Origin of the sequence: Planococcus massiliensis, from assembly GCF_000821325.1 — a bacterium.
GTDB classification, from domain to species: domain Bacteria; phylum Bacillota; class Bacilli; order Bacillales_A; family Planococcaceae; genus Planococcus; species Planococcus ruber.
Genome location: NZ_CCXS01000001.1, coordinates 2,651,306 through 2,677,375, shown reverse-complemented (window position 1 = coordinate 2,677,375; position 26,070 = coordinate 2,651,306). Strand labels below are relative to the sequence as shown.

The window sequence follows — 26,070 nt, the reverse complement described above, 5'->3', positions numbered from 1 at the left end:
GCTAGAATAAATGACTAAAGAATTGAAAATTCAAAATACATTTACTATTCATTTTAGAGTTGATATGCTGAGGTTGTTAAAGTAAATAATTTGAAGAAAAAAGAGTCAAAAGGTAATAATAACCAAAGTCAAAGGAGTGGGTGTTTTTGAAGGGGAAGTTTGCGACGACATTAGGTGTGTTAAGTTTATGTACGGCACTGGCGATGCCGGTATATGCGGTAGGCAATGATGCAAAGCCGGCCACACATCATCACGACAACAATATTTCTGGATTTATCGATTATCAGGAACTGCAAAAAAGTTTACGGCAAATCGAATCGACAAGCAAAGGCGTTGTCCAAGTAGATGTAGCTGGACAGTCGCATGAAGGCTTGGACATTTATACTGCAAGAGTCGGGACCGGAGAAAAAGTGCTGCTGGTTCAAAGTGAAATTCACGGCAATGAAAAGACCGGAACGGTAGCGATTTTGAACTTGCTGAAAACTTTGTCCGGCAATTCGAAGCAGGCACGTGAAATTCGCGAAGAAGTCACGCTTGTATTCATGCCTATGATGAATCCAGACGCTTCTGAAGCCGACAAGCGCCGCAATAGCCTGACATGGACTGAAATGCTTGAGAGCTTCCCGCAATTAGAAGGTGCAGCAAAATCATGGAATTATCTTGACCGGGGCATCAGCCAAAATTACGACTACGGTGCGAATCCTGGATTTGATGTGAACCGCGACTTTAATCCGGATCTCAATTATGTGCCAGAAGCCCAAGATTTTCCGGGTGCATCCGATCAGCCGGGCTGGTTTATCACTCCTGAAGCGCAAACTTCCCGTGATGTCTACAAATCTTTGCAGGAAGAGTTTGGCAAGGTGGATGTATTTGTCGATTTGCATCATCAAGGGCTCTATTATGTCGACGGAACGGCTGATCCTGTAACGCTTTCCTTGTCTGCCGAATTTGTGCCGGATCCGACAACGCCTGCTGGTTCGAAATACGCAGACTATGCGGATAACTACAATTTCGATTTCTCGAGACAATTGAATTTATTGGCCTATAACGAACTTCAATCTTTCGGCAACTCGAAATTTACGAATATCTCCCTGTATTCGCAAGACCTGGATCTGCCAGGGACGGCGCTCGGCTCGTATGCACTCAATGGCAGCGGAACGGTACTTTTTGAAGTGCGGGGACAGACGCAGAGCCTAGGGCAGAAGGAAAAAGGGCAGCTGGTCAAATCGGTTGAGCGCGGACTTTCCGCTATTATCGAAGGGGTAGCCGATGATTCGGTCAACCAATTGAATCCGGAAGACTATGAAGATATCCCGCTTACTTCCTATACTCCTTCTTTTTAAAACAGGTAAAACCTGCAATTCCTTGAATGGAATTGCAGGTTTTTTCGTGTGCTGAGCTTATACAAAAACTATATACAACAGGTTTTAAAAGGCCCTGCCAGGGAATAAAGAGGATTATGGCTCCAGCTGAAGAAGTAAGTTAAAAGGGCAGCAACAGAAGAATATTCGGGGGAAGAAGGGCGGTACATATATGGTGAATCAGAAAAAATCCGTAATTGTGATCGGGGGAGGCCTTGGCGGGCTATCTGCTGCAATTTCCCTTGCACAAAAAGGCTACAAGGTTTCGTTATATGAAAAAAATGACCACATTGGCGGCAAAGTAAATCGCTTGGAACAAGACGGCTTCGGCTTTGACCTCGGTCCGTCAATTTTAACAATGCCGCATATTTTTGACCGATTGTTTCAAGGCAGCGGCAAACGCTTAGAGGACTATGTCCCGATTCAGCGGCTGGAGCGGGAATGGCGCTCGTTTTTCCCGGACGGCACAGTGCTTGACCTTTTCCACGATCTTCGGTTGATGGAACGGGAAAACCCGTCCCTGTCCAAAAAAGACATGAAAGAATACTATGCGCTTTTGAAATATGCTCGCCGAATTTATAAGACAACCGAGCACAGCTATTTAAACGAAGGATTTGAATCGCCTAGAGAAGCGGTTGCACAAAACGGCATCCTCGCGACATTGACGGGTTTTGATCTGACGTCGACGATGTACAGCGCAATTTCCAAGCGCATCAGCAATCCGCATCTGCGCGATATGCTGTCCTACTACGTCAAATACGTCGGTTCATCGCCGTACAGCGCACCGGCCGTCTTGAATATGATGATTTACATGCAGCATGCGCAAGGGTGCTGGTATGTCAAAGGCGGCACGCATAAACTGGCAGAAGGTTTAGAGAGGCTGGCGCGGGAAGAAGGCGTACACATCCATACGGGGGTTGGCGTTGTTCGTGCCCATACCAATCAGAACAAAGAAATCGCAGGCATTGAGCTGGAAGACGGTTCCTTCCAAACAGCTGACTACTACGTCTCCAATATGGAAGTCATCCCATTCTATAAAAAAATGGTCAAAACGGATGAGAAGTTTGTCGAAAAGCTGGAGAAGAAATACGAACCGGCAAGTTCCGGCTACGTGCTGCACCTTGGCGTTAATAAGTTATATCCGCAGCTGAACCACCATAATTTCTTCTTCTCCGAAAATTTAAAAGAACAGATGGATAAAGTATTCGAGAAGCACGAGCTGCCGGACGATCCGACAATTTATCTTGTCAATGTCAATAAAACCGATCCGGCGCAGGCGCCGCCAGGTCATGAGAACATCAAAATCCTGCCGCATATTCCATATATCCAGGATAAGCCGTTCACACCGGAACAGTACCGGGAATTTGAAGAACGCGTGCTTATCAAATTGGAACGAATGGGCCTTCATGGCTTGCGCGACCACATTGTGACGCGCGATGCCTGGACGCCGCATGACATTGAACGCGTCTACGGCTCAGATCGCGGCGCCATTTACGGGACCGTTTCCGATAAAAACAAAAACGGCGGCTTCAAGCACAAAAAGCAAAGCGACCTTTACAACAATTTGTATTTCGTCGGCGGCACCGTCAACCCTGGAGGCGGCATGCCGATGGTGACACTCAGCGGCATGCAAGTGAGCGACAAGATTGTGAAGCGGGATCACTCCAAGAAGCGATAAATTAAAGTTTGATATTGAAATGTCATTTTGTTGAACCAAATCGGTTTCAATGGAATGGCATTTTAAAATGCTAAAAAAGAAAAGCCACATCAAAAGATGCGGCTTTAAAAGGAAATTTATTTTGTTATTTCAAATTCTACAATTTGATCATCTGAAAGGTTTTCATAGCTTTCTGTTGCGTAAGGTCCTGCAATAACTAAGCGTACTTTTTCAACTTTAGCAGGATCGGTTTTTATCACTACACCGACTTCACCAGATTTGCTGACAGCCCCATAGTAATCTGGGTCTTGTGCTTCGTCATAGTCGATGAAGTCTTTCCAGTCAGTAGCGATATCAATTTTTTCTTGTTTGCCTTCTGAGAATAAAACAATTTCGCTGATTCCATTAAAGGAAACATCTTGGTCTGAAGTGTTCTCGGCATTATACTTTACATAAAAATAATTGAATTCAGAACCTATTGGTTCATCTGTATACATACCATTTATGGAGGACTGCTGATCTTCAGAGACATTGCTTGCTTTTTTGATCGAAGCCTCTTCAATCGTCAAATTTATTGGTTTTGCATCATAAGGTTTATTTTCAGCAACAATTGTTAATACTTCCGAAGTTTGCTCTGGCAAGTCTTCAGCATCTTCTGACTCAATATCGCTGCTATCCTCGTTGAACATATCTTCTAACTGAGATATATTTGCAAAAAGAGCTTCTGTTAAGCTTTCATCATCTACAATTTTAAAATTGCCTTCATCATCTTTTTCTAAATTAAATTCAATTGTACGGGTAGCAAGGGCAGCATCTTCCGCCGTCATGTATTTCATCATCGTCTTTTCAGTCATTTCTTCAAAAGCGGCATCGGATGCTTCGCTTTCTTCATCAAATGCGCTCGCGAAAGCTAGTGGCATGATTTCAGCCATTGTGCTTGCCATAACGGTGCCCATATCAAGAGAAGTAATTTCGGCTTTAACGACAGCTTTGTCTCCGTCGGCCGATACTTCCTCAGGTTTTTTGAATTCATATGTCTTTGAAATATTTTCAATCATCGTTAAAGCCAATTCCTCATCCGCTTTATCGCTTTCTTCTTGTTTAGTTGTTAGACTTTCTGTGCCGCCTTGCACAAAATTACCAGCTTCTTCAAAGTCATTTTTCTGAATAGCAGTTAAAAAACTGTCAACTGTCGCAGTAGGATTTTCTTCCCCGCAACCCGTCAATAATCCTAAAACTAAGCCACTAAACATAACACCACTTAAAAATTTCTTTCTCAAGTTCTATCCCATCTTTCATTTTTACTGTAAAGCCTAATAAATAGTAGCATTTACTGGATTATAATGGAATAGTAAATATGATATTTGTAATAATTATATATTTTGAATGTAGCCTTTTATTTGTTTGAGATTAACCGAATCATTCATAATGTGTTTTACATTTGTCATAAAAGACAAAATCTCAGTATCTCTACTTAGAGATACTGAGATTACTTTTTAGTTTGCGGTTACTTCGTACTTTTAACGATCGGACAAGAGGGGTCGCTCGCCCATTCGTTCATCGAGCCGTCGTAGACGGCGACGTTCGGCTGCCCGAGTTTATTCAAGATCAAGGCATTCCATGTAGCTGCAATGCCGCCGCCGCAATAAGTGATGACTTTTTTATCGGGATCCAGTGCGCCTGTATGTTCAAATAAAGCACGTAGCTTGTCATCATCATAAAGCGCTTTTGTTTGTTCATCCGCATGAAGCCCGAAAAAGACATTTTCACTGCCCGGAATATGGCCGCTTCGCGGGTCGTCCGTTTGGGTGCCGGCAAATTCCTCCGGCGACAAGCTGTTGATCAGAACCGTTTGTTCATCGTCTATCGCTTTTTGGACGTCTTCTTTCGTGGCCAGCATATTTTCCTGGCGTTGGCCTGTAAAGTCCGCTTTTGGAAAAGCTGGAACATCCGTCGACAAGTCGCGGTCTTCCGCCAGCCATTTCTGCAGGCCCCCTTCGAGTATTGCAATTTGGCCGAATCCCTCGTAGCGCATTTGCCAAGCGAGTCGAGAGGCCCAGTAGGAAGCGGCGACGGATTCACCGACCAAAGCGTTTTGGTCGTAAATGACAGTATAGACCCCGTCGCCGATTCCGAGCGCCGTCAATTTTTCGACGAAGGTTTCACGCGGCGGAACCGTGAACGGAAGAGCCGAATCTGTATCCGACAGTTCACCGACAATGTCTGCATAAACCGCTCCTGGAATATGGCCTTTCCCGTAGGAAGCTTTCCCAGACTCGACTTCAGGCGGTCCGCCAGCTTCCGGGAATTTCATGAAGACCGTTGCATCCACGATCCGCAGTTGTGGATCGTCGAGATGCTCTGCGAGCCAGTCGGTTGTCACAATCAATGGAAATTCTTTCATTTGAATTCCTCCTTTGCCTCATGCTTTCCACTCTACGCTGTAGGAAAGAAAGTCGTCAAAAGTTATGCATTTTTAACCGTTATTTTAAGAAAGGACAATAGAATGGTAGGTGATATAAAAAGAGAAAGGGTGAAAGCGTTGAAAAAAGTCATTGAAGTCAGTAATATTACCTCAATCAAGCATAACCATTTTGCGTTTAAGGACAGAACGAAGACGATTGAATCCCCACCCTTTATTGTTAAGAGAGCACCAGATGGCAGCGGGTATCATTTCGACAAAGAAGATTTGGAGCGGATGAGCGCATATGAACGCGTCCTCGCCCCGCACGACGATAGAGATCAAATGACTAGAACAGAATACATTCAGAGCATGAAACAAGAATTCTTCCACCAGATCCGTTCAGGGAATATGAATGAGGTTTTAACGAAACTTTATAACTTGGAAGAAGGAAGCCTCGAATTAAAATGGGTGGGGCCCATTGACCCGGAATTTTAAATATGAATAAAAATGAGATGAGCAGAGGAGCTTCTTAAATTGAAGCTCTTTTTTGTAGAGATTTTATCAACTGATTTGAATCTTAAGTTTTATTAACTGAAGAAAATAATAGGTATTTTGTTTTATTTAAATTTATAATAAATGAGTAAGTATAATTAGGAATCGAAAGGGAGTCTAAACAAAGATGAAGAGTAAAACCAGTTCAAAGAATTTTGTGTTGATCGGCCTTGCTGCAAGTTTAATCTTTACTGGAGGAATGGGAAGCGTTTCTGCAAAAGAAAATCCCGCACCATCCGCTTCCTATGAATCGATGCAGGAAAAGCAGGAAACGAAGTATTCAAAGCAGGCCATGCGCGCTTTGCGCGAGGCTTTGGATATGGATAAAAAATCAACAAAGCGCGACAGTGAAATTGAAGCAATGCCGAAAGTGCAGGCCATGGACCTTTACCTGGCTTCATTCGGCAAAAAAGTAAAAGGCAATGAAGTGCGAAAAGCGGTTGAGGAAATTTTCTTTGTCGATCTTGATGTGATTTCGAAAAACAATTATGGATCGCAAGTGAGCATCTATCCAGAAGAAGTCATGAAGAGCTTGCGTCTTTCATTCAACGAAAAGCCGGACTCGACGAAGCAAGACGCACGCATCATGAAGCTGAAGAAAAGCGACGTGATGGACCGCTATATTAAAGAACATGATTATCAATTGACTGGAGCAGAGAACCGTATTCTGATCAACCAGATCTTTGGGGTAAATCTGGACGGCATTTCGACTTTGGAGTATTCACAGCTTGCCATCTCCTCTAAAGGGCAATGGATTTTGAAAAGCGACACGGATCTCTTCATCCTCGAATCGAGTCTGGACGATGTCGATGTTTCAGTTTATGCAACACCTCACTTCGAACAACTGACAGGCAGCAAGAAACTGCCGGAATCGCTGAAAACGAAGCTGATGAACCTTGGATTCACCTACAACGAAGAAACTGAGCTTCTGTACTATGTGAATCCAACCGGCGAATCGGTTCCGGATGCGTTCAAGGGGCAAGTACTTGGCATTATTGTAGGGACGATTATGGGGGAGTATAAGAATTAAGGCTGCAGATAGGCTGGGCCTTCCATTGTTAGAGAGGATTTCAGGAAAAATTTTCTTGATTTCTTTTAGTTATTTCAAGTAATCGGATTTACAATCCGTTTGTTCATAAATACTGTCCGAATGCTTCGAAATACTGTCCAACAGCAGTTAAATACTGTCCGCCAGCCCATAAATACTTGCCGATCGCCGAATAAAATAAAAAAAGCGCACTCCATTTTCAGGAGTGCGCTTTTTCATGCTTAATATTTGTAAGATTGGCCGCCATCGATCGGAATAACAGTGGCATTGATGAATTTCGCTGCGTCGGATAGAAGGAAGGCGACGAGGTTGCCGACTTCTTCCGGTTTGCCGAAGCGTTTCATCGGGTTCACGCTGACAAATTCTTTGCCGGCTGCTTCCCAGTTGTCGCCAGCCATTTGTTTCAATGAGCCTTCGACCATTGGCGTCATGATGGCGCCGGGTGCGATGGCATTGATGCTCACGCCGAACTGGCCGTATTCGATGCCGGAGTTGCGAGTCAAGCCGACAACGCCGTGTTTGCTCGCTGCGTAGCCGGATTGGTTGCCGACGCCGCGGATTCCGCCGACGGACGCCGTATTGACGATCGAGCCGTAGCCTTGTTCTTTCATGACTTTCAATACGTGTTTCATTCCGTAGAACACACCGTTCAAGTTGACGCTCACGACTTTTTCGAATTCGTCGGAACCGAAGTCTTCTGTCAGGTTCTGTTTGCCTTCGATGCCGGCGTTGTTGAAGAATCCGTCGATTTTGCCGAATTTGTCGATGGTGAATTGAACGTAGTTCTTCACTTCTTCTTCGTTCGTCACGTTTGCTTCAACCAGTTCAACTTGGGCTTCCGGAGCCGCTGCCAGGATTTGTTTTTTCGTATCTTCCAAGCCGTTTTGGTTCATGTCGACCAGCACGAGTTTGCCGCCTTGCTGTGCGATGGAAAGTGCCGCCGCGCGTCCAAGGCCGGAGCCGCCGCCTGTGATAATAACCACTTTGTCATTGTAATTAATCATCTGATCTCTCTCCTTTTTCATGGGTATGCTAAACTGAATTTATTGGATCTATCGCCAGCGTAAGCCTTTGCACCAAAAGCTTCAATCCGTAAAAATGGCGAATGTGTTGAGTAATGCGACAGTTTTATTGAAACTGTCGATTTTGGAGGAAAAAGAGATGGAAGTGAAGAAAGAAAAGCTTTCTCCGCAAGCAGAACGGACGAAGCACCAGTTCAAGCAAGCATTCACCGAGTTGATCAATGAAAAAGGGTATAGCCATGTCACGGTGACAGATATCGTACAGCGTGCCCAATATAACCGCGCAACTTTCTATCTTTATTATTTGGATAAGCCGGATATTACGGAAGAGCTGCGGAAAGAAATGTTCAAGCAGATCAAGCGGACGAGCATGGAGCGCTATGAGCCGGGCAAGGTGATTTCCACGGCATCTATGGACGCCAATTCGTTTGAACTCGTGTCATTCATCTACGACAACCGTTTGTTTTTCAATCTCTATTTGATGGAAGATACCATTCCGGGCCTTTATCAGGAATTGCCGCGCGCCATCTTCGAGCTGTTCGAGGAGCAGTTCACGTTTACGCCGATCGGCCATCACGATATCAACTCCTCTTCCTTTAAATTATATATGGCGCATGGGACAGCGGGGCTCATCCTTGACTGGGCGCGAAACGGCTATCAAAAATCGCCGATAGAAGTGTCGCAGGAATTGATCGGAATTCTGCAGTCATTTGCGGCGGGATTCAGGGTTGGATGATTCGAACGATAAAGGACGTGAAGTGTTTCTTATGGAAATGAATCTATTTACCGAAAAGGATCTTCAAAAATGCATAGCAGCTTTTATGGAAGTCTTCAACGCGGAACCATGGAACGACCAATGGGAGCCGGAAAGAGCAGAACGCTACCTGATGGATTTTGTCCGCACCCCGGGATTTATGGGTATTGTCGCAACGGAAGGCGAAGAAGTTATCGGTTTCCTTTTTGGTGCAAAGCGCGCTTGGTGGAGCGGGGACGAATTTTTCATTTATGAGATGTGCGTCAAAGCGACTGTACAAAATCAAGGAGTCGGGAAAGCGTTGCTCAAGCATCTGCTTGAAAAGCTAGAGTCAGATAACGTAGCCACTGTTTCTCTTTTGACCGACCGGGGCATCCCCGCAGAAGCATTTTATAAGAAAAATGGATTTGAGGAAATTGAACGGCTCGTGTATCTCAGCCGGGAAGTTCGGATGAATTTATCCTAATTGAAAAGGGAGTAGACTTAAATGATGGAAATAAATTACGACGTGACGGAAGAAGCATTTATTGATTTTAATTTATACCATTCGAAAAACTCGAAAACCTATAGAAAGTCGATGGCATTGCAGCGTTTTCTGATTCCCGTGATGTATGTGATGCTGGCGGTGATTTTCTCTCTTATTTTGGATATGCCGCTGCTGTTTTTATTGATCCCCTTTTTGATCCTTTCAATTGTATGGGTGATTTTTTCACCATCGCTGTATTATCGGATGATTAAAAGGACAGCCCGTAAGATGATTCGTGAAGGGGATAATGGAAGCATGCTGGGAGAGCATTCGATGGTATTTACAGAAGAAGGCCTCAAAGAAATCAGTAAGACTGGCGTAGCTTCGGTTTCATGGTCCGGGATTGTGGATTTCGGAGAAGATGATTCGAACTTCTATCTGTACAATAGCAGTTTGTCCGCATATATATTGCCGAAAAAAGATCTGCAGGACGCAGAAACGTTAAGAAAGCTGATCCATGAGAAAGTGAAAAAAACAGCTTGATACATAAACAAACCCGCACCAGCCTATTGCTGGTACGGGTTTGTTCGTTTTATCCTTTCGGCAATACGAGCTTTCGGTACAGGTGGACGGTGAAGAAATAATAACTGCCGTAGATTGCCAAGAAAATGAGCAAGGAAATCCACAACCGGTAATACGGATCGATGATGACGAACGTGAACATCCGCATGCCGACGAATACGTGGAGCAGGCCAAGCAAGGCAGGAAATGAAAAGACGATGAAGATTTCTTTTGAGATGATTGCTTCCAAGGCTTTCTTTCGGACCCCAAGTTTTCGGAGGCTGTCATAGCGGCGGATATCGCTGTTTGCCCCTGAAAGTATTTTGAACATCAAGATGCTTGCCATCATAGTCAAGAAGGCAAGGCCGAGGAAGAAGCCCATGAAAAACGTGCCGCTTGCAAATGCATATTGGCTTTCGAAATTCGAATACTTGCTGGAAAGCGATTCGTACTCAAGGTCCAAGGGGATATACAGTCTCGATTCTTCCTGCAACTGCAGCCGGTCCAGTGTTTGCCATTCTTCAATATAGCGAGAAAACCCTTCACTTTTTGCAAGGACGATCGTTATTTCTTCTGCATCAACTTGTTCGAATGCTTCCGTTGAAACAAGCCGGTGCATCCCTAAAGTGGAAAAGGCGGGATTAATCGTCTCAAGGGCGGTTGTCCAATCATCTCCAAGATTTTGGTAGCCTCCTTCATCAATTTCAAGATTTTCAGGCAGCGGCTCAGGCCGCTTTGTTTTATAGCTGATCCAATCGACGATCCAAGGCGGATTGGCCTCAAGTTCATCCTGGACATAATAAACAAATTCTTCGTCCATTTTAAAACGGTAAGAAAGCCGTTCTTCTAACGGAATTGTCTTCAATACCTCTTCTTCTGCCTCCCCGGGATTGTAAAGGGCTGCATCGTATAGCCGCTCTTCGTCAACAGATAACAAAGCATTGTTCTTGAAAGCGAAACCGCCCGCAATGGCGCCAGCCGATAAAGCGATCAGCATAGCAATCGTTGCAAGCACCCATTTCAATTCATTCAGCCGGAAACTGAGCTGGGCGAATGTGAACGCGTTGAGCCCTTTGAAATTCAAGGCTTTATTGCGCTTCCATTTTCGGACGATGATCGGCAATAGCGAAGCAAAGAGCAGATAGGTGCCAAGCGTCGTGGCTGCCGGCGCGGCAAAAAGACCGATAAAACGCAGGATCTCCATGAAGAAGAGAGCGGCATAGCCAATGCCGAGCAGAACAATTCCAGAAAAGATCATCAGCGCCGAATTTTTAGGCTGTGACGGCAACGGATCGTGCTTTACTTCCGCTTTCAGCAAATCATTGATTGAAGCTTTCGCAAGCTTTCGGTTGTTGATGAAAGAAACCGCATAGGCAACGGCTAGAAAATAGACCATCGTCCAAAAGGCAGCCGGCCCGTAGAAAACTTTAAAAGCGATAAATTCGACATTCAATTGGGCGGCTAACAGGCTCGAAACAAGCCAGGAAAGAAGTGCGCCGAGGAAGATGCCAGCCCCGAGAGCGGCCGCTGCAATCAGCATCGTTTCAAGCAGGAACACCTGCTTGATTTGCTTCTTCTTGGCGCCGATCAGTTCATACATGCCAAATTCTTTTTTTCGTAAGGAAAGAAGGAATGCATTTGTGTAAAAGAGGTAGAAAAAAGTGATTACGGATAAGAGAACAATGCCGACGATGAACACCAACTGAATGTGGTTGATGACCGAATTGCCGGTGATGAATTCTTTGTTTAAACCTAAAGTCAGGAACATATAAAAAACCGCGATGGAGACAATGAGTCCGGTAAATAAGATAAAATAATCGCGTTGTTTCCGCTTTAAGCCTTCAAGCGATAATTTTAGGATCATCTTGCACCACCTGTGCCAGCAAGCACTTCCAAGATTTCTTTGTAGAATTGTTCCCGGCTGTTTGAGGCATGGAGCTCCTGATCGATTTCCCCGTCCTTGATGAATAGGAGGCGGCTGCAGTAACTGGCACTAAGCGGATCGTGCGTCACCATCAAGACGGAGACTTTTTGTTCTTTGTTCAGATCGCTTAAGGTTTCCATTAAAATTGCGGCATTTGTTGAATCCAGTGCGCCGGTCGGTTCATCCGCAAGAAGCAAGGCGGGATTATGGACAAGCGCCCGTGCAATCGCTGTCCGCTGTTTTTGCCCGCCTGAAATTTCTGCAGGGAACTTTTCGAGGATGCCGCTGATCCCGAGGAGTGTTGAAGCCTGTTGAACGGTTGCAGAGATCCTCGGAACCGCTGTGTTCCGGAGAGAAAGCGGCAAAGCAATGTTTTCAAAGACACTCATGTTTTCGAGCAGATTAAAGTCTTGGAAGATAAAACCCAGCTGTTGGGACCTGAAATCGGACAGCTGCTCTTCATTCATGGCAGACAAGGACGTTCCGCCGATGATGATTTCGCCTTCAGTGACGGGATCCAATGTGGCAATCGTGTTCAGCAAGGTCGTCTTGCCGGAACCGGAAGGGCCCATGATGCCAATGAATTCTCCCTTTTCCATCGTGAATGATAAATTGCGGATGGCGGTATAGGCGTTAGCCCCTTTTGTTCCATACGTCTTTGAGATGTTTTTTACATTTAAAATAGCCGTCATGTAAATTCCTCCATTCATTGTTATTCCTTACTATAGAGAGGAGAAATGAAGAAATTCGGTAGGGAAAAATGAAGGATTTCTTAAGATTCACTAATGAGTTGAGAATAAATTTTCATTTTTGCCGTTACAATTGCTGCAGTTTGGGGGATATAAAATTTAAGTGCCGTAAGCACCATAAAATTATTCAGTCGTTAGTTGACCGAAGTTCAGACTCTAAAAAGCTAGGAGTACATAGAATGAAGAAAAAACAACAAGATATTGAGATACCGTTTCTATTAGCTCTTATTCCACTCGTTACCATGATAGCTATTATGGCGGTCACAATTAATTTATTTGAAGGCAGCCCGCATATTCCGCTGGCTGCGGGCAGTGTCGTTGCCGCATTTATCGCTTAGTGGCTCGGCTATAAATGGAAAACGATTGAACAAGGCGCTTATAAAGGCATTCGTTTGGCGCTTCCGGCAGTATTGATCATCATCGTGGTGGGAATGATCATTGCTTCATGGATTGGCGGCGGTGTGATTGCTACGATGATTTACTATGGACTTCGAATCATTACTCCATCCCTCTTTTTAGTGACAATCTGCCTTATTTGCGGTGTCGTCGCTTTTGCCATCGGGAGCTCATGGTCAACAATGGGCACGATCGGAGTTGCCGGCATGGGAATTGGCATGAGTATGGGAATCGCGCCTGCCATGGTAGCGGGGGCGGTTATTTCGGGTGCTTATTTTGGCGATAAAATGTCGCCGTTGTCGGATACGACCAATATGGCGGCAGGTGTGACAGGGACGAATCTGTTTGAACATATGACGTATATGACGATTCCAGGACTTGTTCTGGCTTTGATTGTCTACTTTGTGCTTGGCCGGCAGTTCGGCGGAGCGGATGTGGATGAAGAAAATATTCAAGGCAACTTAACCGCGCTCAACAGCAATTTCATTATTTCACCATGGCTAATGTTGGTGCCGGTTGCGATTGCTGTGCTGGTGATCATGAAGGTACCTGCGCTTTCTGCGTTGATAGTTGGGGTAGTTTTAGGTTTTCTTTGTGAGATTTTCGTTCAAGGCGGAAATGTCGGAAATGCAATCAATGCGCTTCATGATGGTTATGTGATGTCATCCGGCAATGAAATGGTGGATGAACTGTTTAACCGCGGCGGCATCGAATCGATGATGTTCACCGTCTCATTGGTTATTTTCGCCATGGTATTTGGCGGCATATTGGAACATACGGGAATGCTGCAAGCAATTGTAAAACAGATATTGAAAGTCGCGAAATCGGCAGGCAGCCTGATTGCGGCTACCATCGTTTCTGCGTTTTTCACGAATGCGACTGCATCAGAACAATACATATCTATTCTGTTGCCGGGCAGAATGTATGCAAAAGCCTATCAGGATAAAGGACTGCATCCGAAGAATTTGTCGCGTGCCCTTGAAGACGAAGGTACGGAACTTCACCATTGTTTGTGCGGCTTATATTGACTCTCGTAATTGGCATTAAGGAAAGAAACGTAGCAGCAAGCAACTATTAATTTTGCCCATTATTCGATTTGGCAGGAGGGTGCATTGGCTTATGAATTATCAAGAATTGGTTGAAAAAGAGGCATATCATCTTACTTTTCAAGGGTTTGAACAGACAAAGGGAGCAAACAAATCATTAACTGTTCGTTTCGATGGAAGCCCTAACGAAACGGAGTTGCTCATCGGGAATCCGCAGACTTTGGAACGCTGGCAAATCAGTTTTTCTTCCTATGCATTCTATTCGGCAACGTTTGAAGACTTTACAGTAGCCAAGGAACATGAAGTGTATCAAGGATATGCGTTTCGGATCTATGAAAAGTCGGATTTGATGGATCGATTAAGAACGGATGCAAACTTAGAGGTGCAAGAGAGGAATAGAGGGAAAATCTACCGGCATTATTCATTTGCCTGTATGGAACATCAGGTTGATGTGGTGTCTTGTGATGAACCCAGTACAAAAATGCTCTGTTCTTATTCCAATTAAAACAGCCGAGCTCTCCGCTTTGATGGACGAGTTCGGCTGTTTTTATGAATTAAGCTCTTTTCAGCAAGACCTTTTGCAGAAATTTCTTTGTCCGTTCTTCTCTAGGGGCTGTGAAAATATCTTCGGGCTTTCCTTGTTCGACAATGTGCCCATCTGCGATAAATACGACGCGATCCGAAACTTCTCGTGCAAAATCCATCTCATGCGTTACGATAACCATGGTTTGTCCTTCTAACGCGAGCTCTTGGATGACCGTCAACACTTCGCCAACAAGTTCAGGATCTAATGCAGAAGTCGGTTCATCAAATAATAAGAGATCCGGTTTCAGTGCGAGAATCCGGGCAATCGCCGCCCGTTGCTTTTGGCCGCCCGACAATTGTTCCGGAAACTGGTTTTTATGTTCCAAAAGTCCAACTTTTTCCAGTAATCCTTCTGCTTCACGCACCAATTCCTGCTTGTTCCGTTTTTGCACGACAAGCGGTGCTTCAATAATATTGTCAATCACGGTTTTATGCGGAAATAAATGAAAATGCTGAAAGACCATACCAGAAAATTGGCGAACATCAACTTTTTGCTTTTTACTTGGTGTTTTCCCAGTGAATGAAACATGGACATTATTGATTTGAAGTGAACCGCCTGAAGGCGTTTCTAAGAGATTCAGGCATCTCAGTAAGGTTGTTTTGCCAGAACCGGATGGGCCAATGATGCTGACAACTTCGCCTTTTTTTATTTCCAATGAAATGGATTTCAAGACTTCTACCTGTTTGAATTGCTTGCTTAAATTTTCAACTTTGATCAATTTGGAAACCTCCTATCATGCAGTGACATAGCGATTTGCTTTTTTCTCTAAATAATCTTGAAGTAAGGTGACGAGGATGCAAATGGACCAGTAAATGAGTGCCACGAGAATATATAAGGTTAGGCTTTCATAAGTTTGCCCGACCACCACTTTAGCGCGGTAGAACATTTCAGAAACAGTGATGACCATCGCTAGCGAAGTTCCTTTGATGATATCCATGAAAGTGCTCGATAGTGGAGGCAAAGCAATGCGCGTTGCCTGCGGCAAAATGATGCGCGTCATAGTTTGCCAATAGCTCATTCGAAGCGTCTCAGCAGCTTCCCATTGTCCTTTCGATACAGAAGAAATGGCAGAACGGATAATTTCGGCCGTATAGGCAGAAAAATGAATACTGATGCCGATAATGGCAGCAGTAAGCGGCTGCATTTCAATGCCGATCATGGGAAAGCCGAAATACAGGATAAACAGCATCACCAAAAGCGGAGTGCCGCGCATAAAGGAGATAAAAAGCCGGGCTGGGAGAGACAGTCCGATAAAGCGGTTCATTCGGGCAAGGGCTACAAATAAACCGAGGATCAAAGCAAATACTAGGCTGACCAGTGCAATCAAGATGGTTTGCCAAGCTCCTTCCAGAATAAAAGGAAGAGAATCAATTGCGATTTCTACATTAAAAAGATATTTCCATTTAAAGTCGGCCATTGGAAGACTCCTTTACTTAGTATCTAGAAAAGAGGAATCCAAGGATTCCTCAAAAAATGTTTATTCTTCTTCAAGCGGCTGTGTTACATCAGCACCAAGAAATTTAGTTGAAATTTCTTTCAATGTGCCATCAGCAAGAAGCTCCTCAATAGCACCGTCAAGTTTTCCTTTCAGCTCCGGGCTATCTTTCGGCATTACGATAGCACTGCTGCTGAATGAGAATCTAACATCTTCAGCCAGTTTCAATCCCGGTTTATCAAACTGTTCAAGTGAGCGCAACAAGACAAGATAGTCATTTAGCGTAGCATCGACGCGGCCGCTGACGATTTCTGGAAGCACCGTGTCAGAGCCTGTGTAGACAATCACTTCAGCCCCTTGTTCTTGAGCAAATTTTGAGTAATTGCTGGTCGCGGACCCCCCGACTTTTTTGCCTTTCAAATCTTCTACTGATTCAATGCCGGAGTTGTCACTTTCACGGACAATGGCTGAACCATATGAATGCTTGACTGGAATCGTGAAATCAAATATCTCTTTGCGTTCGTCGGTAATCGAAAAATCATTCGCGGCAATATCAATTTGGCCATTGCGAAGAGCTGGCAGCAATCCGTCAAATTCCATTTCTTTGAATTCAACTTCCAATCCAAGCTTTTCTCCTAAGGCACGAGCAAGTTCTACATCATATCCTGTTAATTCTTTTGTTTCTTCATCGTGATAGGTAATCGGGTAGTAAAGCCCTTCTGTGCCGACAACGATTTTGCCTGCTTCTTCAATTCGATCCCAAGTGTTCTGTTCCTTGTTTTCTGTTGAAGCATTCACTTCATTTGAAGATTCATTGCTGCTGCATGCAGTTAGAAATAAACCGATTACTGTAATTGCGACGAGCCATAAAAGCTGTTTGGTGTTTTTCATGTCTTTGCACCTTCCTTTTCTATTGGTTTACTTGGTTTTAAGTTAATAGAATTTTCCAGATATGAGGGCAAACAAAAAGCCTCTTCTATAAGAAGAGGCAGGCATGCGACATCACATTGATATTCTGCTCTTCTTATCTCTCAAGCTAATCAAAGCTTGTTGGATTTGGCACAGTGCTCTAAAGTGAGCCCGCTGCCGAGGTTTCGTAGGGCCAATCCCTCCACCTCTCATGATAAGAACAAATTGCTATTAAACTATGTTGACAACTGTATCATCATTATATTTTACCGTCAACACAAAATTCTGATAAACCTCATCTTATTTTTTATTAGAAGTTGTTAAACGTTCAACGATCCCCTGAATCCCCTAGCGGCATAATACGAATCCGCTCCGTTATGATACAGAAACACTTGCCCGTAGCGGAAATCACAGAAAAGGGCGCCGCCGCGATTTCTGATTTCAGCAGGAGTCTGCACCCAGCTCGATGTCTTCATATCAAATTTCCCTAGCGTCTGAAGCTTTCGGTACTGCTCTTCCGTCAGCAATTCAATGCCCATGTCCGCCGCCATGCCGACCGCGTTGTTTTCAGGCTTGTTTTTCTTACGCGATTCCAATGCTTCCGGGTCATAGCAGACGCTTCTTCGGCCAGTCGGGCTTTCTGCGGAGCAATCAAAGAAAATGAATTCATCTGCTGCAGCGTCATAATCCACGACATCCGGTTCGCCGTCAGTCCGTTCCATTTCATGGAGCGACCATAATTTGTCTTCATTCGCTTCCAGTTTGTCCTGGATTTTGGCCCATTCGAAATTTTCGTGGCGGGTGATGTTTTTCTCGAACCGCTCTTTTAACGTGTTGAGAAATGCTTCGCGTTGTTCGGGTGATAATTGCTTGCTCATGCTAATTCCTCCTTTAATGGGTTTTGCTATTGTTGGTTTTAGTATATAAGAAAGCAGCAGGGTTTTGGAGAGGTGCATCTATTTTATTTTCAGTAGAGGATTGTCTGGAGCTTTTGCAGAATAAAAGAAGCAGGAAAGCAGATCGTTTTTCATTCAGTAAATTGAAGGAGGAGTGTACGTGAATATCTTGATCCTTGGAGGCACCCGCTTTATGGGGCGATTTCTGACCGAGGCGGCTCTCAGCAGCGGCCATGAAGTGACCTTATTCAATAGAGGGAAAGCGAATCCGGATTTGTTTCCAGAAGTGGAGAAATTGATCGGCGACCGGTACGGGGATTTACAAGCGTTGAAGGGGCGGAGATGGGACGCCGTTATTGACACATCCGGCTATCTTCCATGGTCCGTTCAGGAATCTGCGGAACTGCTGGCAAAATCCGTAGGACATTACACATTCATTTCAAGCGCATCGGTTTACATCGATTTAGAATCTCCGGGGATAAATGAAGAACACGCAGTCGGCCGGCTTTCAGCGGAAAGCTGGGAGAATTGAAAACAAAAGAGGCGGAAGTTGCCATCAATGAACATTACGGTGAGTTGAAATTTTTGTGTGAACAAGAAGTGGAACGTGCATTTCCGGAAGGTGCCCTGAATATCCGGCCGGGACTTATTGTCGGCCCTCATGATTTCACGGACCGTTTTACGTACTGGGTTAACCGCGTAGCAAAAGGCGGTGAGGTGTTGGCGCCTGGACGGCGAGACAAGGAAATCCAGTTTATCGACGTCCGGGATTTGGCAGAATGGATCCTCCGGCTGGTCGAAGAACAACGGACAGGCACATTTAATGCGACCGGCCCCGACTCCACACTGACGATGGAGAAATTTTTGGAGGAATGCAACTCAACTCTTGAGAACGATGCGGATTTTGTTTGGGTGGATGAGCAATTTCTGTTGGGCCACAAAGTGGAAGGGTGGTCCGAATTGCCGCTGTGGATTCCAGACAGCATGTACATGAATGGCTTTCTTGGAGTGGATATCCAAAAAGCTTTACAGGCCGGATTAAGGTTCCGCCCGCTCACTGAGACCATTCGGGCCATCCGCGAATGGGAAATGACAAGGGAAACGGCTGAACGAAAAGCGGGGATGGATCCGGAAAAAGAGCAAGCCGTGCTGAAAGACTGGCAGCAGCGTGCGCTTTAATAGGAAAAAAACGAGTTTCCACGGGATGAAATTTATCCAGTGGAAACTCGTTTTTAATTTATTACAGTTTAATCGGTATGCGTTTTGTCAGCATGCGGGTAGCTATGATCAATACGGCAATCAAAAGGAGCGAACCGATCACGGACATCAGCAAGCTTGTTTCAGTTAAAATGTACGGAATCCAAGGGATGATGGTGCTTAAGCCTGCTTCTCCCCAGAAGAATCCGTTCAAGCTGAGGGCCACAATCGCGAGCCCGACAAACCCGAGTCCAATCAGCCAATTAAAGCGGTAATAGCCGATGCCGATCAGCCAGCCGACCAAATAATAAGTGAACACGTTCAGGAAGAAGACCCCGATGGCAGAAAACCAGCCGCTTGTCCGTTCGAAAATGGTCAGGCTGTCTGATTTCACAGGCATGGAGATGAAGTTGGAAATAAGGTGTTCGATGGCATGGATAGCAAGCGGCACCACAGTGACAGCAATTGTGAGTCCGAAAGCGCCGATGACTACCCCGAAGAACATATCTTTTCGGCTGATTCCCTGCTGGACAAAATACGCCATGAAGCCGAAAGCAGCGATGATTCCACAGACGAGCATGAAAATAGCGGCTGAGTAGCTGGAGAAGACGAAGAACCCTTCCACATTTGCGTCATTGCGATTGGCGATAAACATGCCGATGACATGGGCAAGTGTCAGAAATGAGAAAAACCAGATGCTCCATTTAAATTGCTCCAAGAAAGAATCCCTTGCGATTTTCGGATAGAGTTTGACCGATTTCATATCAGTGTACCTCCTCTGTTAAGTGGATGAATAAATCTTGCAGGGAAACCGGGCCGATTTCTAAGCCGAGCTGCTGCGCTTTTTGTTGGTCTTCTTCACTTAAAGCGCCGTAGACCATTACGGATTTCGTACCGCCAAGCTTTTGTTCGTTCAAAACTTTTAATCCGGCGACAAATGCATCGACTTGATCCGCTGCACCTGTAATAGAAGCGCCGCGGGAAGCGATTGTTTCGTAATCTTCGTTCAGCACGAGGCGGCCTTGGTCGATGATGACGACTTGATCAAACAGATAATCCATTTCCGATACTAAATGAGTGGAAAGAATGAACGTACGAGGATGCTTCGCCTGATCAGCCAGAATTTCCTGGTAAAAGATTTCACGCGCGGGAGCGTCCATGCCTACATAAGCTTCATCAAAAATCGTAATCGGGGAACGGCTCGCCAGTCCGATGACGGCATTCAACGCAGACTGCATCCCTTTCGACAATTTGCTGATCGGTTTATCCAATGGGAGTTTAAATCGTTTCAGCAGATAGTCGGCATATTCTTTATCGTAATTTGGCCGGTAATATTCCGGAAATTCAAGAAACTGCGGAATTTTCTCGTACTCTTCTTTGTAGTCTTTGTTGTAAATAAAAGATACTTGCAGCATTTTATCGGCGTTTTCAAATACAGGTTCGCCGTCAATGAAAACTTGGCCTTCCGTTGTGTCCCGGAAAGCGGCGATTAAAGACAGAAGGGAGGTTTTACCTGCGCCGTTTCGTCCGATTAAGCCGTGGATCCGATTCGATTCAAGTAATAGTGACAAGTCTTTTAACGCTTCAAATTTACCAAATTTCAATGTCACGTTAGCCAATTTGATTTGAGCATCCATCACGTGTCACTTCCTTTCGCATTTTTGATCAGTTCAATGATTTCTTCTTGGGAGATACCGAGTTTCTTTGCTTCTTGTACTAATCCAACAACGTAATTGTCGACAAATGATTTTTTGCGTTGATTTACCAATGTTTTTTTCGCTCCTTCTGCTACAAACATGCCAATCCCTCGCTTTTTAAATAAGATGCCTTCATCCACTAATTGCGTGATGCCTTTTGAAACGGTTGCATGGTTAATTTTGTAGAAACTTACAAGCTGGTTGGTCGATGGCGCCTGATCGCCTTCTTTTAATTGGTCATTCACAATTTGGTCTTCGATCAATTCACGGACTTGAAGAAAAATGGGTTTGTTCGAATCGAATGGACTGCTCAATGGATGCACCTCCTTTTTTGTATAGGATGTATGGTTATATACTTATGTGTATAACCGTACATCCTTATATTCGTTTTGTCAATCATTCTGTTAAAAAATAAAGACAGTGTTTGAAAATGAAATAAGGGGAAAAGAGAAAGGAGGAAAGGGGAGATCCAGATGAAAGCAATCGTAATTGAAGAGTATGGTGGAAAAGAACAACTGAAAGAAAAAGATATGCCCATGCCAAAAATGGCAGACAACCAAGTGCTGCTTGAAGTCCATGCGACTTCGATCAACCCGATCGACTGGAAACTGCGGGAGGGGTATCTGAAAGAGATGCAGCCTTTTGAGTTTCCCATCATTCTTGGGTGGGATGCAGCGGGAGTCATTGTTGAAACTGGGAAAGATGTGAAGGATTTCAAAGTGGGCGACCGCGTATTCGTGCGGCCTGAACTCACAAGAGAAGGGACTTATGCCGAATTTATTGCGGTGGAAGAGCATCTGCTTGCGAAAATGCCCGATGCGATGACATTCGAAGAAGGTGCGGCGATTCCGTTAGTAGGGTTGACCGCATGGGAATGCCTGGTTGAAGTGGCCGGGGTAAAAGAAGGCGATAAAGTATTGGTGCATGCAGGGGCAGGCGGTGTCGGAACGAATGCGATCCAAATCGCAAAAAGTTTCGGCGCTTATGTCGCAGCGACCGCCAGCAGCCAAAACAGAGAGCTGCTGGAATCACTCGGTGCCGACCAAGTCATCGATTATAAAGAAGAAGCGTTCGAGGAAGTCATCAACGATTTTGATATCGTCCTGGATACAATGGGAGAGGACGTTCAAGAAAAAAGTTTCGGTGTCTTGAAAAAAGGCGGAATGCTTGTATCGATTGCGCAGCCGCCGGATGAAGAAACAGCCAAGAAGCACGGCGTCAAAACCGGCTATGTGTTCCTGCAGCCGGAAGGTGAAAAGCTGCGGAAGTTGGCGAAGCTCTATGAAGAAGGCAAGCTAAAGCCGGTCATTGGCGAGACGTACGGATTTTCTGCAAAAGATTTGCAGGATGCGCACGCTTCGAGCGAGACGCATCACGCGAAAGGGAAGATTGTCATTAAAGTAAAGTAAGAGAGGAAGCAGGTCAAAAGAGGCCTGCTTTTTTATGTGGGCTGCTCGTTGAGGGGGGGGGCTCTTGAAGCTTGGTGCGTTCTTTCTAAAATAATTCACAACATAAACAAGCAGAAATCCATCAATAAATGATATGATTAGAAGATGACCAACTCGCGCAGGCTGGAATTTTGATGAGCCGCAAGATTGGGGAATAGTGGATTTTTTCAGTTTTAAGAACAGGTGATTAAATGAGTCAGGCAAAAACAAATGCATACAAAACTTCTATACGAATGACCAATACAGCTTCGGAAAAAATGAGCGGGTTCGGAATCAGCGAACGCTCGTTTTTTGTTGTGGACCGTCCTTTCAAGGTGTTTCTCGAACGCTATCCGGCAGCAGCGGACGGCTCGCTTTCAGTTGCGTTGATTTTTGACCGTACAGAAAACGAACGGCTGTCTTCAAAAGAGTTGGGGCAATTGGTGGTGTTTCACTGTGTATTTGCGAATCACCGCCTCTTGGTGACGAACGTGACGCTGCGGAAAGCCTATCAAACGCTCGGAACGAATTGGCAGCGCGAAGCATATATCACGTTCCAGGATTCCCGTGAACCGGCTCCGGTTGCACTGATCAACATGATCAACCGCATGACGCCGGCGAAGGAAAGCTCGGAATACGTGAAAAAACGGATTTCGAGCTGGGAAGGCTATTTGAAGATCCAGGAACGCGGCATGGATATTCCGGATATCAAATCTTCCTATACAAAGCTTGCATTCAGCCATGATTTCAGCCGCATAACGCTGGCGGGATGCCAGATGAAAGATACGGAATGGAAGTCGCTCAGAAATTTAAGTGTGCGGCTCACCGGGATTGACGGCGATGTCGGAACCGTCATAAAAGCAGCGAACCGCACCGTAGAAATTGAACTTCAAAACTACGCAGTCAAACAAATGCGGGAAAAAGCGCATACGCTGAATAAAAAAGAAGTGGTGTTCAGCAATTTTGCCGCACTCAGCCAGATCAGAAGGCTGCGCCAAGGATTTACGAATCTGGAAAAAGGCTTGGCAGTCAATCCGAATCTCGACCGTCTTTTATTTGAAGAAAAGCCGCCCGTGAATCCGCTCCAGCAAATCGACAAGCTGCAATTTCACAACCGGCTGAATGAGTTCCAGCAGCGGGCGGTCTCCGGTGCTGTTGCGGCGGACGATTTGTATGTAATTCAAGGGCCGCCGGGAACCGGCAAGACCACGGTTATTGCGGAAATCTGTTTGCAGAATGCGAAAAAAGGCTTGAAAACGCTCGTCGCTTCGCAGTCGAATTTAGCGGTCGATAATGCACTCGGCCGGCTGCTCGTGAATAAAGACATCCGAATTTTACGTGTAGGCCGGACGGAAAGTATCGAAGAAGAAGGCAAGAAATTTATCGAGGAAAACGTTGGACAGTATTGGAAAGACAATACGCTGAAAGAAGTATCAGCGCAGTATGAAATCCGGAAAAACCGGGAAGCGGTGCTGGAAAGCGAATTGGCAGCGAACGAACAGGCGTATTTGGAAACGCAGCCGATTTATGAAAAACTGGCGATTCAAATCGAAGAAAAGAAAAAGGCGCAAGAACAGAATCGACAGCTTCAAAAAGAGCTGGAAGAGCTGCAGTCAAAATGGCGGTCATTGGAGACGCTCGGTGAAGGAGCCGAGCGGCAAAAACAGGAAATCGAGCAAAAGATGCAGGCTCTCCAGGAAACGATAAATGAAAATCAGGCCTTTATTGAACAAAAAGCACCGGACTGGTTTGAAGAGCAGCAGGAGCGCATTATGGATGAGATCCGCCAGTTGGAACGGGCACGGAAGCATAAAGAAGTAGAACGGGAGCTCGAGTCCAAGAAACAGGAAATCAGCGTAGTTGTGGGTAAGCGAAATCAAGTAGAGGCGATTATTCAGCAAAAGCAAGCCCTCATAGATGAAGTGGATACCTTCAAGAAAATCGATGGCCTGAACCGTTTCATGGTCGAGCAGAACATTGAGGAAACGCCAGCCATTGCGTATTCGATCAACAAGCTGGAAGTGACGCGCGAAAAAATGGGCGAATGGCAGAAACTCAGTAAATACAACGAAAGCATAGCTTCGGCGATTTCGTATGTGGAGAAGCTGCTGGCGCCTTCTTCCATAGACTTAGCGAAGCTAAAAGAACACGCGTTAGCTTCGGTCCAACTGTATACTTCCGCGGAAGTGGATGCCTTTATGGAAAAGCTCCGGGTATTGTTGAAGGGCCCGCAGCGAACCGATTCAGCGATTTTGTCAAAAGCGCTTGCCGGGCTGTATCAACGCCAGAATCATTTATGGCACCGTGGGTCGAAGCTCAAGCCGGCTGAAACGTATATCGAAGAATCGAAACGGACGTTCCAGCAGCTGAAAGCGGCACTCGCTGCAGAATTGGTGAAGCAGCAGGAACAGTACACGGCGGCTGACCGCAAATGGCAGGAACAGCTGGAGAAACTGCAGCAGGCGATGGCGCCGGTCGAGCAGCAATTCAAGCAAATGCCGAATGCCGCCTATCTTCCTTCGGATATTGAAAGGGCGATCACCGGGCTGAAAGCGGAGCTCGGCGAGTTGGAAAATGAAAAATTGCTGATGGAAAAAGCGCAGCAGCAATTAGCAGAGTCCAAACAGAAGCTGGCGGAAGAAGCGGCTGCTTTAGAGAAAAACAACGCCCGAATCGTTGAAATTACGGGTGAAACTGCACGTTTGAAAGAGGAAATTTCTGCGAAAGAGCAGGAAATAGGAAAGCTGGCAGAAATTCTGTCGTCACGTCCTGAACAATTATATGAAGAAACAGCGAAAAAACTGGCAAGCTTATCCTTTGAGAAAGAATCGCTCAAGCAGGAAATGAAAAACCTGCCGATGCTGCAAGCCGTCCAGAAAAAATGGCTGGATTTATTGGCAGGGGCGAACGAGCACGATTTGGACGAAATCCGCAAACTCTACATCAAGCATGCCAATGTGATCGGCACGACTTGCGTAGCTTCCGCACGCAAAGATTTCATCGACAATTATCCGGTATTTGATGTCGTTATCATAGATGAAGTATCGAAAGCGACGCCGCCCGAATTATTGCTGCCGATGCTAAAAGGCAAGAAAATCATCCTTGTCGGCGACCACCATCAATTGCCGCCGCTTCTTGGCAATGACACTCTTGAAGAAACGCTGGAAGAGATGATCAAAGAAAACAGCGGCTTCGAAGAAAAGCGCGAACTCGAAAAGTTATTGGAAGAATCCCTCTTTGAACGGCTCTACAAAAACTTGCCGGAAGCCAATAAAACCATGCTGGCCATTCAGTACCGGATGCATGAAGACATCATGGAGACGATTTCGCCGTTTTACCGCTTGGAAAACAAGCAATTGCAATGCGGCCTCCAAGATTCGGATCAGGATCGCGACCATTTGCTGGAATCCAAAACGGTGTCGCGCAGCAATCATTTAATGTGGCTCGATTTGCCGAATGAATCTGCGTTTTTCGAAGAACGGATGAGCGGCGGAAAAAGTTTGTATAATCCGGCTGAGCTTAAAGAGATCTCAGGGTTGCTCGTGGAAATGGATCAGGCTGTTGCAGAAGCGAAGCAAGCCGGAAGACTGGAGGCTGACTATCAGAAAAGTGTCGGCGTCATCAGTTTTTACGGCGAACAGGTCAAGCGCCTGCAGCGCATGATCGATCAAGAGCTGAGGCTGCCACATTTGACGATCCGGACAGGAACAGTTGACCGGTTCCAGGGAAGCGAAATGGAAATCATCCTGCTCAGCATGGTGCGGAACAACCACAATCCGCATGGCGATATCGGTTTTGCGAAAGACTATCGCCGCTTGAACGTGGCGTTGTCGCGCGCCAAACAATTATTGGTGCTGGTCGGCAGTTCCGATATGTTCACAAAGCGCGCCAAGCGAAACGAAACAAAACAAATGTATAAACATGTGCTTGAAACCGTCAAAAAGAAAAACGGCTTAAAAGTATTGGAAAGCAGCAGGGGGTGA

At 45.4% G+C, this 26,070-nt stretch carries 24 protein-coding genes, 1 pseudogene and 1 riboswitch; of the genes and pseudogenes, 13 read left to right on the top strand and 12 right to left on the bottom strand.

Going from position 1 to position 26,070, the window contains the following annotated elements; all coding sequences use genetic code 11:
- Nucleotides 1–146 precede the first annotated feature (146 nt).
- Both BN1080_RS13365 and BN1080_RS13360 read left to right on the top strand, forming a co-directional pair.
- Nucleotides 147–1,343, top strand: a complete 1,197-nt coding sequence (locus BN1080_RS13365) for a M14 family zinc carboxypeptidase (protein WP_407674787.1) — start codon at nt 147–149, stop codon at nt 1,341–1,343.
- Nucleotides 1,344–1,533: 190 nt separating this feature from the next.
- Nucleotides 1,534–3,039, top strand: a complete 1,506-nt coding sequence (locus BN1080_RS13360; protein ID WP_052652725.1) for a phytoene desaturase family protein — start codon at nt 1,534–1,536, stop codon at nt 3,037–3,039.
- Nucleotides 3,040–3,155: 116 nt separating this feature from the next.
- Here the strand turns inward: BN1080_RS13360 and BN1080_RS13355 are convergent, their stop codons facing one another.
- Nucleotides 3,156–4,298 (bottom strand): hypothetical protein, encoded by a 1,143-nt coding sequence (locus BN1080_RS13355; RefSeq protein ID WP_199876626.1) that lies wholly within the window; start codon nt 4,296–4,298, stop codon nt 3,156–3,158.
- 227 nt (nt 4,299–4,525) lie between these two features.
- Nucleotides 4,526–5,422 (bottom strand): sulfurtransferase, encoded by an 897-nt coding sequence (locus tag BN1080_RS13350; protein ID WP_052652721.1) that lies wholly within the window; start codon nt 5,420–5,422, stop codon nt 4,526–4,528.
- Nucleotides 5,423–5,560: 138 nt separating this feature from the next.
- Between BN1080_RS13350 and BN1080_RS13345 the strand changes: the two genes are divergently transcribed.
- The gene (locus BN1080_RS13345) at nt 5,561–5,917 is read left to right on the top strand and encodes a hypothetical protein (RefSeq protein WP_199876625.1); all 357 of its coding nucleotides are present in this window, start codon (nt 5,561–5,563) and stop codon (nt 5,915–5,917) included.
- 184 nt (nt 5,918–6,101) lie between these two features.
- Nucleotides 6,102–7,004 (top strand): hypothetical protein, encoded by a 903-nt coding sequence (locus BN1080_RS13340; protein WP_110925647.1) that lies wholly within the window; start codon nt 6,102–6,104, stop codon nt 7,002–7,004.
- 239 nt (nt 7,005–7,243) lie between these two features.
- Here the strand turns inward: BN1080_RS13340 and BN1080_RS13335 are convergent, their stop codons facing one another.
- On the bottom strand, nt 7,244–8,026 hold the full coding sequence (locus BN1080_RS13335) for a glucose 1-dehydrogenase (protein WP_052652719.1): 783 nt from the start codon (nt 8,024–8,026) through the stop codon (nt 7,244–7,246).
- A 157-nt stretch (nt 8,027–8,183) separates the two neighbouring features.
- Between BN1080_RS13335 and BN1080_RS13330 the strand changes: the two genes are divergently transcribed.
- Genes BN1080_RS13330 through BN1080_RS13320 form a run of 3 tightly spaced genes read left to right on the top strand, consistent with a single transcriptional unit; the run spans nt 8,184 to nt 9,807 of the window.
- Nucleotides 8,184–8,780 carry a TetR/AcrR family transcriptional regulator gene (locus BN1080_RS13330; RefSeq protein WP_052652718.1) on the top strand — a complete coding sequence of 199 codons (597 nt, stop codon included), beginning with the start codon at nt 8,184–8,186 and terminating at the stop codon, nt 8,778–8,780.
- Nucleotides 8,773–9,264, top strand: coding sequence for a GNAT family N-acetyltransferase (locus BN1080_RS13325; RefSeq protein ID WP_234398973.1), 492 nt, complete (start codon nt 8,773–8,775; stop codon nt 9,262–9,264). The genes BN1080_RS13330 and BN1080_RS13325 overlap by 8 nt, the downstream gene beginning before the upstream one ends.
- Before the next feature lie 21 nt (nt 9,265–9,285).
- A complete protein-coding gene (locus tag BN1080_RS13320; protein WP_052652716.1) occupies nt 9,286–9,807 on the top strand; it encodes a YcxB family protein in 522 nt (173 codons plus the stop codon).
- 49 nt (nt 9,808–9,856) lie between these two features.
- Here BN1080_RS13320 and BN1080_RS13315 read toward each other — a convergent pair whose 3' ends face one another.
- Together BN1080_RS13315 and BN1080_RS13310 are read right to left on the bottom strand one after the other, a co-directional pair.
- Nucleotides 9,857–11,689, bottom strand: a complete 1,833-nt coding sequence (locus BN1080_RS13315; RefSeq protein WP_052652714.1) for an FtsX-like permease family protein — start codon at nt 11,687–11,689, stop codon at nt 9,857–9,859.
- Complete coding sequence (locus tag BN1080_RS13310; RefSeq protein ID WP_052652712.1) at nt 11,686–12,441, bottom strand: ABC transporter ATP-binding protein; 756 nt, start codon at nt 12,439–12,441, stop codon at nt 11,686–11,688. The genes BN1080_RS13315 and BN1080_RS13310 overlap by 4 nt, the downstream gene beginning before the upstream one ends.
- Before the next feature lie 236 nt (nt 12,442–12,677).
- Between BN1080_RS13310 and nhaC the strand changes: the two are divergent.
- Nucleotides 12,678–13,922 (top strand): annotated as a pseudogene (nhaC, locus tag BN1080_RS13305) (Na+/H+ antiporter NhaC).
- 91 nt (nt 13,923–14,013) lie between these two features.
- Entirely contained in the window at nt 14,014–14,445 is a 432-nt protein-coding gene (locus BN1080_RS13300) for a hypothetical protein (protein ID WP_052652710.1), read from the top strand.
- A 49-nt stretch (nt 14,446–14,494) separates the two neighbouring features.
- Here BN1080_RS13300 and BN1080_RS13295 read toward each other — a convergent pair whose 3' ends face one another.
- The 4 genes from BN1080_RS13295 to BN1080_RS13280 all read right to left on the bottom strand — a co-directional run bounded on the left by BN1080_RS13295 (nt 14,495) and on the right by BN1080_RS13280 (nt 17,748).
- On the bottom strand, nt 14,495–15,244 hold the full coding sequence (locus BN1080_RS13295; RefSeq protein WP_052652708.1) for an amino acid ABC transporter ATP-binding protein: 750 nt from the start codon (nt 15,242–15,244) through the stop codon (nt 14,495–14,497).
- 15 nt (nt 15,245–15,259) lie between these two features.
- Nucleotides 15,260–15,943: an amino acid ABC transporter permease gene (locus tag BN1080_RS13290; protein WP_052652707.1), complete on the bottom strand. Its 684-nt coding sequence runs from the start codon at nt 15,941–15,943 to the stop codon at nt 15,260–15,262.
- Between the two features lie 60 nt (nt 15,944–16,003).
- A complete protein-coding gene (locus BN1080_RS13285; RefSeq protein ID WP_052652703.1) occupies nt 16,004–16,852 on the bottom strand; it encodes a transporter substrate-binding domain-containing protein in 849 nt (282 codons plus the stop codon).
- Nucleotides 16,853–16,982: 130 nt separating this feature from the next.
- A riboswitch (SAM riboswitch) is annotated at nt 16,983–17,091 on the bottom strand.
- A gap of 99 nt (nt 17,092–17,190) precedes the next feature.
- Complete coding sequence (locus BN1080_RS13280; protein WP_052652701.1) at nt 17,191–17,748, bottom strand: DUF4256 domain-containing protein; 558 nt, start codon at nt 17,746–17,748, stop codon at nt 17,191–17,193.
- Nucleotides 17,749–17,926: 178 nt separating this feature from the next.
- Between BN1080_RS13280 and BN1080_RS17385 the strand changes: the two genes are divergently transcribed.
- Nucleotides 17,927–18,298, top strand: a complete 372-nt coding sequence (locus BN1080_RS17385; protein ID WP_234398972.1) for an NAD-dependent epimerase/dehydratase family protein — start codon at nt 17,927–17,929, stop codon at nt 18,296–18,298.
- Nucleotides 18,295–18,945 (top strand): NAD-dependent epimerase/dehydratase family protein, encoded by a 651-nt coding sequence (locus tag BN1080_RS17380; protein ID WP_234398971.1) that lies wholly within the window; start codon nt 18,295–18,297, stop codon nt 18,943–18,945. The genes BN1080_RS17385 and BN1080_RS17380 overlap by 4 nt, the downstream gene beginning before the upstream one ends.
- Nucleotides 18,946–19,006: 61 nt before the next feature.
- Here the strand turns inward: BN1080_RS17380 and BN1080_RS13270 are convergent, their stop codons facing one another.
- From BN1080_RS13270 to BN1080_RS13260, 3 genes are read right to left on the bottom strand one after another with little or no spacing between them, the layout of a single operon-like run.
- Nucleotides 19,007–19,726: a hypothetical protein gene (locus BN1080_RS13270; protein WP_052652699.1), complete on the bottom strand. Its 720-nt coding sequence runs from the start codon at nt 19,724–19,726 to the stop codon at nt 19,007–19,009.
- Between the two features lies 1 nt (nt 19,727).
- Nucleotides 19,728–20,600, bottom strand: coding sequence for an ATP-binding cassette domain-containing protein (locus tag BN1080_RS13265; protein WP_052652697.1), 873 nt, complete (start codon nt 20,598–20,600; stop codon nt 19,728–19,730).
- Nucleotides 20,600–20,974: a GntR family transcriptional regulator gene (locus BN1080_RS13260; protein ID WP_052652695.1), complete on the bottom strand. Its 375-nt coding sequence runs from the start codon at nt 20,972–20,974 to the stop codon at nt 20,600–20,602. The genes BN1080_RS13265 and BN1080_RS13260 overlap by 1 nt, the downstream gene beginning before the upstream one ends.
- A gap of 159 nt (nt 20,975–21,133) precedes the next feature.
- On the opposite strand from BN1080_RS13260, the gene BN1080_RS13255 reads away from it, so the two are divergent.
- A complete protein-coding gene (locus BN1080_RS13255; RefSeq protein WP_052652693.1) occupies nt 21,134–22,069 on the top strand; it encodes an NADP-dependent oxidoreductase in 936 nt (311 codons plus the stop codon).
- A gap of 230 nt (nt 22,070–22,299) precedes the next feature.
- Entirely contained in the window at nt 22,300–26,070 is a 3,771-nt protein-coding gene (locus BN1080_RS13250; RefSeq protein WP_052652692.1) for a DEAD/DEAH box helicase, read from the top strand.

What these genes read in the sequence shown, in the direction of transcription:
- BN1080_RS13360 (WP_052652725.1), top strand. Translation starts at nt 1,534, where the DNA reads ATGGTGAATCAGAAAAAATCCGTAATTGTGATCGGGGGAGGCCTTGGC.
- BN1080_RS13350 (WP_052652721.1), bottom strand. Translation starts at nt 5,422, where the DNA reads ATGAAAGAATTTCCATTGATTGTGACAACCGACTGGCTCGCAGAGCAT.
- BN1080_RS13340 (WP_110925647.1), top strand. Translation starts at nt 6,102, where the DNA reads ATGAAGAGTAAAACCAGTTCAAAGAATTTTGTGTTGATCGGCCTTGCT.
- BN1080_RS13335 (WP_052652719.1), bottom strand. Translation starts at nt 8,026, where the DNA reads ATGATTAATTACAATGACAAAGTGGTTATTATCACAGGCGGCGGCTCC.
- BN1080_RS13330 (WP_052652718.1), top strand. Translation starts at nt 8,184, where the DNA reads ATGGAAGTGAAGAAAGAAAAGCTTTCTCCGCAAGCAGAACGGACGAAG.
- BN1080_RS13320 (WP_052652716.1), top strand. Translation starts at nt 9,286, where the DNA reads ATGATGGAAATAAATTACGACGTGACGGAAGAAGCATTTATTGATTTT.
- BN1080_RS13315 (WP_052652714.1), bottom strand. Translation starts at nt 11,689, where the DNA reads ATGATCCTAAAATTATCGCTTGAAGGCTTAAAGCGGAAACAACGCGAT.
- BN1080_RS13310 (WP_052652712.1), bottom strand. Translation starts at nt 12,441, where the DNA reads ATGACGGCTATTTTAAATGTAAAAAACATCTCAAAGACGTATGGAACA.
- BN1080_RS13300 (WP_052652710.1), top strand. Translation starts at nt 14,014, where the DNA reads ATGAATTATCAAGAATTGGTTGAAAAAGAGGCATATCATCTTACTTTT.
- BN1080_RS13290 (WP_052652707.1), bottom strand. Translation starts at nt 15,943, where the DNA reads ATGGCCGACTTTAAATGGAAATATCTTTTTAATGTAGAAATCGCAATT.
- BN1080_RS13285 (WP_052652703.1), bottom strand. Translation starts at nt 16,852, where the DNA reads ATGAAAAACACCAAACAGCTTTTATGGCTCGTCGCAATTACAGTAATC.
- BN1080_RS13280 (WP_052652701.1), bottom strand. Translation starts at nt 17,748, where the DNA reads ATGAGCAAGCAATTATCACCCGAACAACGCGAAGCATTTCTCAACACG.
- BN1080_RS13270 (WP_052652699.1), bottom strand. Translation starts at nt 19,726, where the DNA reads ATGAAATCGGTCAAACTCTATCCGAAAATCGCAAGGGATTCTTTCTTG.
- BN1080_RS13265 (WP_052652697.1), bottom strand. Translation starts at nt 20,600, where the DNA reads ATGGATGCTCAAATCAAATTGGCTAACGTGACATTGAAATTTGGTAAA.
- BN1080_RS13255 (WP_052652693.1), top strand. Translation starts at nt 21,134, where the DNA reads ATGAAAGCAATCGTAATTGAAGAGTATGGTGGAAAAGAACAACTGAAA.
- BN1080_RS13250 (WP_052652692.1), top strand. Translation starts at nt 22,300, where the DNA reads ATGAGTCAGGCAAAAACAAATGCATACAAAACTTCTATACGAATGACC.